Annotated in this window: 6 protein-coding genes; all 6 read right to left on the bottom strand. The window is 33.0% G+C overall.

Annotated elements, in window-relative coordinates:
• Positions 1-72: 72 nt before the first annotated feature.
• Positions 73-1,920: a sulfatase family protein gene (locus tag KM029_RS23820; RefSeq protein ID WP_144076306.1), complete on the bottom strand. Its 1,848-nt coding sequence runs from the start codon at positions 1,918-1,920 to the stop codon at positions 73-75.
• A 121-nt stretch (positions 1,921-2,041) separates the two neighbouring features.
• Entirely contained in the window at positions 2,042-3,625 is a 1,584-nt protein-coding gene (locus KM029_RS23815; protein WP_144076305.1) for a RagB/SusD family nutrient uptake outer membrane protein, read from the bottom strand.
• 18 nt (positions 3,626-3,643) lie between these two features.
• On the bottom strand, positions 3,644-6,871 hold the full coding sequence (locus KM029_RS23810) for a SusC/RagA family TonB-linked outer membrane protein (RefSeq protein ID WP_144076304.1): 3,228 nt from the start codon (positions 6,869-6,871) through the stop codon (positions 3,644-3,646).
• 12 nt (positions 6,872-6,883) lie between these two features.
• Entirely contained in the window at positions 6,884-9,331 is a 2,448-nt protein-coding gene (locus KM029_RS23805; protein ID WP_144076303.1) for a T9SS type A sorting domain-containing protein, read from the bottom strand.
• Between the two features lie 42 nt (positions 9,332-9,373).
• Positions 9,374-10,042, bottom strand: a complete 669-nt coding sequence (locus KM029_RS23800; RefSeq protein ID WP_144076302.1) for a hypothetical protein — start codon at positions 10,040-10,042, stop codon at positions 9,374-9,376.
• Positions 10,043-10,050: 8 nt separating this feature from the next.
• The gene (locus tag KM029_RS23795) at positions 10,051-11,286 is read right to left on the bottom strand and encodes a hypothetical protein (RefSeq protein ID WP_144076301.1); all 1,236 of its coding nucleotides are present in this window, start codon (positions 11,284-11,286) and stop codon (positions 10,051-10,053) included.
• Between the last annotated feature and the right edge of the window lie 86 nt (positions 11,287-11,372).

Below are 11,372 nucleotides of genomic sequence, written 5' to 3'. Positions count from 1 at the left end.
TATTGGCATAAGTACTTTTCTTAAAAATGATATCACTTTATAAACTCTTCTATACTGTCGGTTTCTCTTATTTTATTTTGAAGCTTTCCCCTTGTCTCCCCCTATTTTAATTGCATTTGTAATAGGAAGTTGAAAGCTATGTTCTGTTGTCCAAACAGGAATATTTTCTCCTAAATGAGGAGTCGTTCTTGTTAATTTTGGCATTGCCATTACCCAATAATATCCTTTGTTTTTTACTTCATAAGAAGTTTCTTTTATAGTTGATGCTACTAATTCTGCTTCCTGAGAATTAAGCGTTTTGCTATAAAATACAGCATAACTTTCTGCTTGTCCATTTTCTTCCCAGCTTATTTCTTTACCCTTCTTTTTGATATCCATTTCAGAATATTTCTGGAACCTCCAATCAGCAATTGTTTGGAAGCATAAACTGTTTACTAAATCTTTATATTCAGGGTCTAACACTAAATTATTTCTTTCTAAAGGGTCTTTCACCACATCATATAATTGACCAATAATTCCTTGAGTATAAATATATTTGTAGTTCCCTTTTCTCATCATTCTTGATGGTAAATCTTTTTGCTTTGGAAATGCCTTATAATTACCAGCTCTGTACTCAGAAAACACAACGCGGTCTTTAAGTTCTTTTCCTGTTTTTGCAGTGGCCACTAAGGAAACTCCTTGTGCAGTTTTTGATGGCTTTTTATTAATTAACTCAGTAATAGTCGGCATAACATCAATTAAACTTACAATAGATTCATTTCTAGTTCCTTGCCCTAATTCAGACGGATAAGAAATAATAAAAGGTACTTTTACAGCAGCCTCATACATATTGTGTTTACCTCTTAAACCATGTTCAAACATGTGTTCTCCATGGTCTGTAGTGTAAATAATAATTGTATTATCGTATAAATCATTTTCCTTTAAAGTAGTAACAATTCTACCAATCATATCGTCCATTTCTGTAATACATGATGCATAAGCAGCCATTATTCTTTTAGCAGACGCTTTGTCTTTTTTAGGCCATCCATTATGTACCCAGTCTTGTATCCAAGGGTATTTACCTTTACCATACCAATCGTAAGCCGTTTCTGGCATTGTGAAAGATTCAGGATCATACATATCATAATACTCCTGTAATGTTGTTAAAGGTAAGTGCGGCTTTTCAAAACCTACATGTAAGAAAAAATTATTTTTATCTTGCCCTCTTTCTTTAATAAAATCAATTGCTTTTTTTGCAACAACCATATCAAAATTATCCTCATGGTCTTCTACTAAAGATGGCTTTAATTGTGGATTTAAATCTTGGCTTCCACCATTTGATTTATATTCAAGAATCTGACGGTATCTATGATAAGCATCCTTACCTACTTCATCTTCATAATGTCCACCAGGAAAATGTGTGTAATAACGCACAGATGTTTCATCCCATCCTAAAGAATTACCTTCTGGATAACTTGGATCTACATTTTTTTGTAACTCACCATGTACATGCATTTTACCAGGAGCTGCAGTTATGTATCCAGCAGATTGAAAAATTTCTCCAACTGTTTTTAATCCTTCGTGGTAGCCAGTTGCTCTTAAAACACCAGCTTCTTTTCTTACCTCTTTACCATTCTTGTTCATTACAGGAGCTTTATGATAAATTGCTCCATTTGCATAAGGGTACATTCCAGTAACAATAGCAGCCCTTGTAGGAGCACAAACTGGTGCTGGCGTATAAGCATTTGTAAATGTAACTCCAGATTTTGCTAATGCATCAATATTAGGTGTTTTTACTATTTCATGACCATAAGCTCCAGAAAAAGCTTGCTTGTGCTGATCAGAAATAATAAATAGAACATTTGGTTTCTTTTTCTGTGCTAGTAAAGTAGTTGATAGTATCAGAATAAAACCAACTACCATTATAAGTAATCTTTTCATTGTAATAAATTTTCTAAAAAATCTTTTTGTTCACTCAATTAGCGTTTAATCTGATTAAATAAGGTTGATTATTAAACCAGGTTCTTCTAATATATTGTCAGCTTAATTTTAAATATTTTTATTAGTCTATATTTTCGTTAGAAGCTACCTCAGAATAAGGAATAGGCCATACATAATCTTCAGGACCTCTAATGCCTTCTACTTTTCCTGTATTCGATGGATCAAATGCTGTTTTCACTAATTCTTCTAGCATCCCCATTCTAGTAAGATCAAACCATCGGTGTCCTTCACCCATAAGTTCTACTCCTCTTTCTCTAATTAAGAATTTTCTAAAATCACTCATAGACATTCCTGCTCCATCAAATAAATGATCCATATCTACCCTTTCTCGTAAAGTATTGATATCATCGTTTGCTAATGCAGGGTTCTTATAAATTTCTGCTACAGCTTCCGCTCTCATTAAAAAGACATCTGCTAATCTTATTACATGCCAATTTTGCTGTGCTGTGGCGTCAGAAGTTGCTTCTTTATCAATATATTTAGATGTAAATACTCTATATACAATTGCCTGTTGCTCATTTGTTTCTAAATCATAAGCGATGTAGGCTGTTTTATTTGTATTTACAGCATAATGGAAAGTTGATGTCGTATACTCATGAATAATTGCTTTATCATATCTGGTATCAGAAACATCAATATTATTTCCTGTAAAACCTGATTTAAAATCGTTTGTGCCTCCCCAATTACCTGCACTTAATCCAGCTCCTTGAGGTGTAAAAAGGTTAGTTACTGAAGATCCCTGCCCTGAAATTGGTGCATTTTGAATATCAAATAAAAACTCTCTATTGTTACCATTTGATGCATGGAATAAGTTTTCCCAATTTGTTAAATTATCAACCAACGCATAAGTATCATCTTCAATTACAATATCACAATACACTTTGGCAGAATCGTAATAAGCCTGGTATTTTCCAGCAAATACTTCGTAAGGTTTACATCCTTCGTTACCAATTAAGGCATTTCTTGTTGCAGATGCTATATGCAGATATGTTTTTGCCAATAAAGCCCTAGCAGCAGTATTTGTTACACGTCCAATAGCATTTGTCTGTCCATTTCTAGACTCTTCCAGTCCCCAACAATTATCTGATGCGTATTTTAAATCTGCAATTATACTATTATAAATAACATCTATTCCTGATACAGGTAAACCTACTTCATCTTCTCCTTCTTTTGCAGGGGTTAACCTTAACGGTACTTCTCCCCAAGCTCTAACAAGGTTTAGGTAATGTAACCCTCTTAAAAAACGTGCTTCTCCAATTAATCTAGCTTTATATTCTTCGTCCATATCAATTGCTGGTACTTTAGCGATAACATTATTCACATCACGAATACTAATGTATATTTGATTCCAAGTATCTGTTAAAGTAGCATTTGTTGCTGATAAAGTTCCCGTAAAATATTCAGCATGTTTATAACTTCCCGTTCCTTGATCTGACGATGCAAATAGGTTTGTGATAAAAGTTTGACGGTAATAACCGTAACCACTTTTCATCTGACCATAAGCTCCAGATAAAGCAACTAACGCATCATTTTCTGTTTTATAAAATTCTTCTGTAGTTATTTGTACTTTTGGATCTTCTGCTAGAAAAGTACAAGAAGATGATATTCCTAAAAATACTAAACTGATGATTATATATTTTTTCATTTTTCTTCAGTTTTAAGATTAGTAATTGAATTTTAAACCGAATATATAAGATCGTGTACCTGGGTATGAACCAAAATCAATCCCTCTCCTTTGAGGATTCTGATTGTAAGTTTGAACTTCAGGATCAAAACCTGGATAATCTGTAATTGTAAATAAGTTATTACCCGCTGCATAAAAACGAATTGAGCGTTTTTTACCTTGAATAGGCAAAGTGTACCCTATGTTCATACTTTTCAATTTAATGTAAGAACCATCATAAACTTGTCTATCAGAAGCAATTGCTCTTTGTCCAGAAACTCTTACTGGTGCAGGGTAACCTGCATTTGTTGTATTACCTATTGATGGTGTATACGATGGATTTCCTTCTGCATCAATAGAAATTGGTGCTTTCCATGCATTATTAAATGCTTCTGTTCTTGCATTAAATTGTTTACCCATATTATCTAATGACCATGACTCTACCCACAAGATATCACCACCTTGCTGCCCTGTAATTAAGAAACTGAAATCCCAGTTTTTATAGTTCATAGAACTGTTTAATGAGTAATTAAAATCTGGGTTTGGGTCCCCAATCTGTACATAATCATCAAAGTTGATTTGTTGGTTGTCTGCTAAATTACCTGCATCATCATAAACTGCATCATGATTAACGTATCTAATTTCTCCAGGATATGCAGACGGCATTTTATCTTGTTCAACTTGTGCCCAATCAGAATATATGCCATTTGTTTCAGCTCCCCAGAAAATACCTAGTGGTTTACCTTCCATAAACATACTTGGGTACACTTTATCTGGACCAACTTTAGGACCTAACTGATACTCTATATTGTTATTTAATGATACAAGTTTGTTTCTATTTACCCCAAAAGTACCTGTTAAATTCCATTTAAAATCCTTTTTAGAAATCACATCATAACCAACAGTAAGTTCAACTCCTTTATTTTCGACCTCACCAAAATTGTCAACTTTACTTATATAACCATTGGATACAGGTAAATTTACATTTTGAAGTAAATCATGTGTTAGTTTATAGTATGCATCAACAGTTACATATAAACGACTATTAAACATTGATAAATCAAAACCCACATTTGCTTGGTCTGTAGTTTCCCAAGTAAGATCACTGTTATTTAAGTTTGACTCAACATAACCTACCGCTACAGACCCATCAAAATTATAACGAACAGGCTCCATTAAACCCATTGATTGATAAGCGGCAATTGCATTATTACCTGTTTTACCATAAGAGGCTCTTAACTTTAAGTTGTTTACCTTATCAGATGATTTCAAGAAACTCTCTTCTGAAACAGCCCATGCTAAAGCAACTGCAGGAAATAAGCCACTTTTATTATTTTCAGAGAATTTTGATGAAGCATCAATTCTTGCGTTTGCATCAATAAAATATTTACTGTTAAAGTTATAAGCCACTCTAAGTAAACCAGACAGCATACTTTGATCAAAGTAATTTGTAACTGGAACTAAAATATCCGTTGCGTTTTCGAAAGTATAGTAAGATGTTTGAGAAACCGGAAAACCAAAGGCTTTGTTAAAGTTAGACTCCACACTTCTGTTTTCTATTGTGCCTAAACCAACTACATCAATATGATGTAAGCCAAATGTATTTTGGTAACGTAAGTTTACTTCAGAATATAATTTAGTATTTGATAAACTAGAACGAGAAGCCTCTCCGTTGTTTCTTCTGCCTCTTGCTGTAGTAATAGGATAAAACGATTGTCTTTGGCTGTTTTGGTAATTCACCGCGCCTTTTACTGTACCACTTAAATTATCTGTAAAATCTGTTGATAAAATAAACGATTGTGCAATAGTTAAAGCCTCTTTGTTATCCTGAACTTCTGTTGCCATAGTATATGGATTTGAAAGAAGTTGCCCTTCATTTAATCCCGCATACAAATCGTCTGTTTGACCATCTTCTAACTTTGCATAAATAGGTTGAAAAGTTAATGTATTTGTTACTACACCTTTATCAGAAAAAAACTGACCATTACCAGAAGAAGTTGCTCTGCCACTACCGTAAGAGCCATTCGTTTTAGATTGAAGAGTTACTTTTCCATTAAACATTTCTCTACGAACGTTCATGTTCAGTGTTGCTCTTGTAAAATCAGAATTTACAATAACTCCTTCATTATCAAGTAACCCAAAACTTAAAGATATATTCCCTTTTTTAGTTCCTCCTCTATACGCCAAGTTATAGTTTTTTGATATTGCAGGTTGAAAAACTTCATCTTGCCAATTTGTATTTACACCCGTAGATTGTAAGTAAGGTATTTGGTTTGGCAGTAATGCTACCTCCGGGAAGTTTTCTGGAGTAAGCTCCTGAGAACCATCAAACACCATCCCATCTCTTGCAGGGTTTGTTATGCTTCTATAAAACTCATTGATGTGCTTTTGGTTGATAAAACTTTCGTAACCAGGTCCATCTAATACATCAACTCTATTGGCTACCTGAGATATTCCTATCTCTACAGAACCTGTAATTTTATCGTATGATTTTCCACCTTTTGCTTCTTTTGTTGTAATAACCACAACTCCATTTGCACCTCTTGCTCCATAAAGTGCCGTTGCAGAAGCATCTTTTAAAACAGAAATAGACTGTATATCATTAGGGTTTAAAAAACTTAATGATGATTGAGAAGCACCCGCTCCACTATTACCCTGAGCATCTTGAAGAGGTTCTATCGGAATACCATCTACAACATATAACGGTTGTGTACCTCCTAACATAGAATTTGTACCTCTAATAGAAATACCAACTCCGCCACCAGGTTCACCACTGTTAGAAACTACAACACCTGCTACTCTACCCGAAAGCATATTTTCTACGGATGTTGTACGCGATTGTTCTAAAGTTTCTGCTCCAACTTGAGTGATAGAACCTGTAATGTCAGATTTTTTGATATCAAAATACCCTGCACTCACCTCAATTTCATCTAATTGCTGTGCATCAAATTCCATCTTGATACTAAGATTTGTTTTTCCTTTTACCACAACTTCTTGAGAAGCCATTCCTATAAAAGAAAAAATTAAGACATCTGTATCGTTTACCAATAAAGAGAATTTACCATCAATATCTGTAATTGTACCTTTGGTAACTCCTTTAATGGTAACATTACACCCAGGTAAAGGCATACTATCGTCAGAGGTTACAACAGTTCCGTTTACCATTCTATGTTGTGCAAAAAGTAGAGAAGGTAAAAGAAGTAGTATAAATAGTAGTGATTGTTTCATGTCACTTTAATTTTATTTCTTAAAAAATTTAATAATAGCAATGTTGTTATTCGAAGAAGCTTTCATAAAATAGTACCCTCGCCTTAGTTCAGAAACATCGATTTTGCTATTACTAATAGTATTTGTTGTTCTAATTTCCCTTCCTTCTATACTATATATAGTAACAGATGAAATAGGACTATTTGCTTTAATTGTTAATTCATTTTGTGCTGGATTCGGATATATAACGATGCTATTTGCAAAAGTATTGTCCCTATCTATGCTTGTTGGAGGATTCACCTCCCCATTAAATATTTTGATTAAATATTCTGCCGCAATTCCCCAAGATCCATCAGGTTCTATTACCCATTTACCATCTAAAACTTGGTATAAGAATTCTTCTGTATACGTATCAGCATCATCTGTATCTAAGTCAATATCTTGTTCACCACTTCCATACAAATTCCACATATAAAAATATTGAACACCTAGAGCAGAAAGAGTACCACAAATTTTACTATAACGCTCTTCTATATCTTCAATTACTTCATCCATTGGGTTCATTTCCCCTTTTGGTACGATAAATAAAGGGTTTTCATTTTTACCATATTCACCAATTTGCACAGGAACACCATCTGTAATCTGACTCGTATTTGTTGTAAAATATTCAGCAATTCTTATTCCTGTCCAATACGCATACGGAAATGGTGTATCATCATAACTCCAATTACCATCATAAGATGACCAAGAAGATAAATCGAGACGGCATTTTGTAATAACATCTGCTAAAACACATGGAATACCACTATCCATCATAGTAATATGTTCGCTACCTCCAGTGGGCTTATAAAAAAGCTTATTAAATTCTACACCTAAAAGTATTTGTGCTTTTGCTAAAGGATACTCCGCTCTTGCTCTTTCTAAACCACGCATCATTGCTCTAAACATACGTGCCATTCCTTCCACTCTCCAATCTACGTCTGTAGGTATTGGATCATCTTTTTCCCACTTTATCTTCGATCCTCTAAGCATCCAATCTCCTTCCCAGTTTTGAAGGATAAAACGCTTATCCTTATCGCCATAAGTCTTAAAGAAATGAACTGCTAAGTTATAAATTTGTTCTTCTTCGTATAAAAAAGTATCGTGGTTCTTATCAGGCCCTTCTTTGTAATAGCTTTTTGTATTATTATTAACCCACATAGCATGTGTTTTAATATACTCAGTAGAAAATAACGTATCCATCATAGGGTTTTTAGCAACTCCCAGCATAGATGAATAATTTGGCCATTCAGAATTATAAGGATACTGTGTTTGAATTTTACCCCATTCACCAGATAAAGAAGTTTTAAATACAGAAGAGCCCATTTCTTTAAAAGCATCAATACCTTCTATCAAAAATGGTTTATCTGTAAAATAATACCACCCTTTTATATGTGAAGCCCCGATAACATCTTTGAGTTTATATGCTTCTGGATTATTCTCCGGCTTTTTTTCTTCTACTATCTTAAGTATTTCTTCTACAGACTCATTTGTTTTGGAAAAGTGTAGTCTTATTTCACCACTATTCTCTAAGTTCAAATTCCTATCTGCACTTGCTAGAGAATCTGGACTAGGAGCAAATTCGCCACATCTGAATAACGCATCTTCTTTTAATTTTAAACGAAAACCTTGTTCAGAATTTGATGCTTTAAGATTATTATTGACCTTTTGAGTATATAAACTACCCTCTGATAGAATTGTTAATCTCGATTGATTTAACTCATTTCTACCATATAAATTTACATTATCGGTAACGACTATACCACCTACATTAACAACAGACCAACTGTCATTTTTAAGATAATCTACGTTGTTACCAGTAGTAGCAAAACTACCTTTGATATTTAAATAGGTAAAATGATCTATATCAATTGTTACTTTAGAAGTAGACTCTACAGTAAAATCTCCGTCTACAATAATATTATAATGGTCTACTGTAACTGATTTTATATCAGAATATTGATTATTAAAAACCAATCCTTTTACATGAAAATAACCTTTCCCAGAAACCTTTGTAGCTTCATTGTTTAAGTTAAAAACAAAACTACGATTAGAAGAATAGTATGCTCCTGTTGTAATATCGCTACCTGTTCCTCTTCCAGAAGAAATTGTACCATCGCACACTAAAGAGCCATTAATTTCAACAGATCGGTTACCTTCTCCATTAAAACCCAACATTAGAATTGCTCCTTGCTCTACAGTTAAGTTATTGCCTAATAATAATGTTTCACTTTCTTCTCCAATAAATACTTTTATACCATTTGGAATAATAACATTATTTGCCTCAGTAGGGACATTTTGAGAAGACCAAATTGTTGGGTCTTCCCAGTTTCCTCCAGAGATTGCAACAACTTCTTTGTAGTTTTCATTAGCTACTAACGGAGTACATCCGCTAATAAGGAGAACACTAAAAGTTATAAATAATTTAATAATCACTTTCATTCTCAAAAAATTAGTAGTAAGAAATAGTTAATTATTGTGTTATTATTGCGCCTTCTTCTTAGCTACATAGTCCATAGAAAAATCATCTATCCAAAAAGTAGTATTTGGTGAAGCTCCATGCATTAATGAAGGAACATAATAAACATACCCTGCCTGAATATCTTTTTTAGTTATCTGAATTTCTTTATACACTAATGTCCATTCTGTTGCTACTTCCATATTTTCAGTTTTTGGCTTGGCATACCCAACAAAAACAGGTTTTCCTTTCTCATTTACTTTTTTATTTGTGAGTTTAGCATCTTTACTTGGCATTAAAGAGAGCTTTACTAGAGCAGGTTTAGACGCTTTCACCCAAAATGACATACGGTATCTACCTGGTTTTTCCACTTTAAAAGCATCACCTCTTAATAGTCCTTTGTACATTACTTTCGCCTCCCCGTTGGTAACACTTTTAAAAGCTTTTTCTCCAGTATGTACCTCATCCGATACTATTCCTGACGCTTTTAAATTAATTGAATTTGCATATAAATAATACCAACCTTTAGTTGACATCTTTCCTTTTTCTGGTTGATTCGTTCTTTTTGATAACGTCAACTCACTATCTTCAAAGCCTCGATTTTCAATTCCTTTTATTGGTTTATATACATTTTGTTGTGCAAATAATGCTACTGAAAATAAACCGATAATTGCTGTAAGTAATAACTTTTTCATTTCTTTAATTAATTAGAGTACGTGTAGTCAAGTGTAGTCAACACTTCAATTGCTTTATTTTTATATATTTCTTGAGTAGGATATTTATTATTCTCCTTTTTATAATCTACCAAAAAAGAATTCATTACTTTATAATAATTTGAATGTAAATAATAGACAGGTTTTTTCTCTCCTTCTTGACTTATTAAAGACATTCCTTTAGTTCTACCATCTTTCAAAAATTCATTATTGTACATTTCCCAGTGTAATGAGAAAGGAATATCAAGTTTTAACGATGCTATCATCAAATTTTTGGTGTTTTTCGCCTGTTTTTCAAGATTTAAACCATCCATCGCTTTAAAACCATATTCACCAATAAAAACTCTTCTTTTAAAGTCTACTCCTTTTTTAGGCTGAAGTTTGCTTTCTATATAGTCCATAGCGTCTCCTAAATCTTTTGTTATTAAGGCTAGATCGTCACCATTTTTTAAATACTCATAACTAGAATAGCTTACTAAATCTACATCTACTTTTGGTAAAATTGATTCTGTAATACATATTTCACCTTTCATGCCTTTTTTAATCAGATTAACTTCAACATAGTGATATAATTTTACATTTTTATGTTTTACTTTTTTCTTAGCATCATCTACAGCTTTTTGTCTAATCTGTAACCACTTTGTCATCCCTGCAACTTTCACTTCAGATGGAATAACATTTCTGTTACCTAACCCATGTAATAACCAATCTCCTTCCCAGTTACCTAGCATAAAGGTTTTTCCTGAGTTGTTATATTTCTTTAGTAGGTAAGTTGCTAAATCATACATTTCGTTATAAAATAGCTGCTCTTCTTGTTTCGTTACGCCATCGTTCCATTTTGCTTTAGTAAGGGTATGTATCCACATAAAGACATATTTGAAATCCATGTCAATTACAGTCTTATAATCTTTCTTGATTTTCAATAAATCTAAAGATGACTGTATTGAAGGATCTTTCTCTAAATCGGGGTACACTTTAAAGTACTTAGCAGCTAAAGAGATTTTCAATAAATTTGACCCCATTGCTCTCACTTGTTTTGCTTGTTCAACAATATAAGAATCATTAGTAAATTTATATTTTCCTCCAATTGCCTGAGTACCTAATACAAAATTATAATCTTCTAAAGATGGTGCTTTAGATATAGTATAATCTTTGCCTGATGTCTGAGAAAAACCTACTATACTTAGGTTCGAAAAAATGATTATTAAAAAAAGTTTCTTAAACATACTTTTATTTTTTTGTTCCTTACAAATGTCTAAAAAACACCTAAAAAAAGAGTTGATTTTCTAACCGTATATGTCGATTATACACC

Source organism: Flammeovirga kamogawensis, assembly GCF_018736065.1.
Lineage (GTDB): Bacteria > Bacteroidota > Bacteroidia > Cytophagales > Flammeovirgaceae > Flammeovirga > Flammeovirga kamogawensis.
This window is presented reverse-complemented; position numbering and strand designations above follow the sequence as displayed.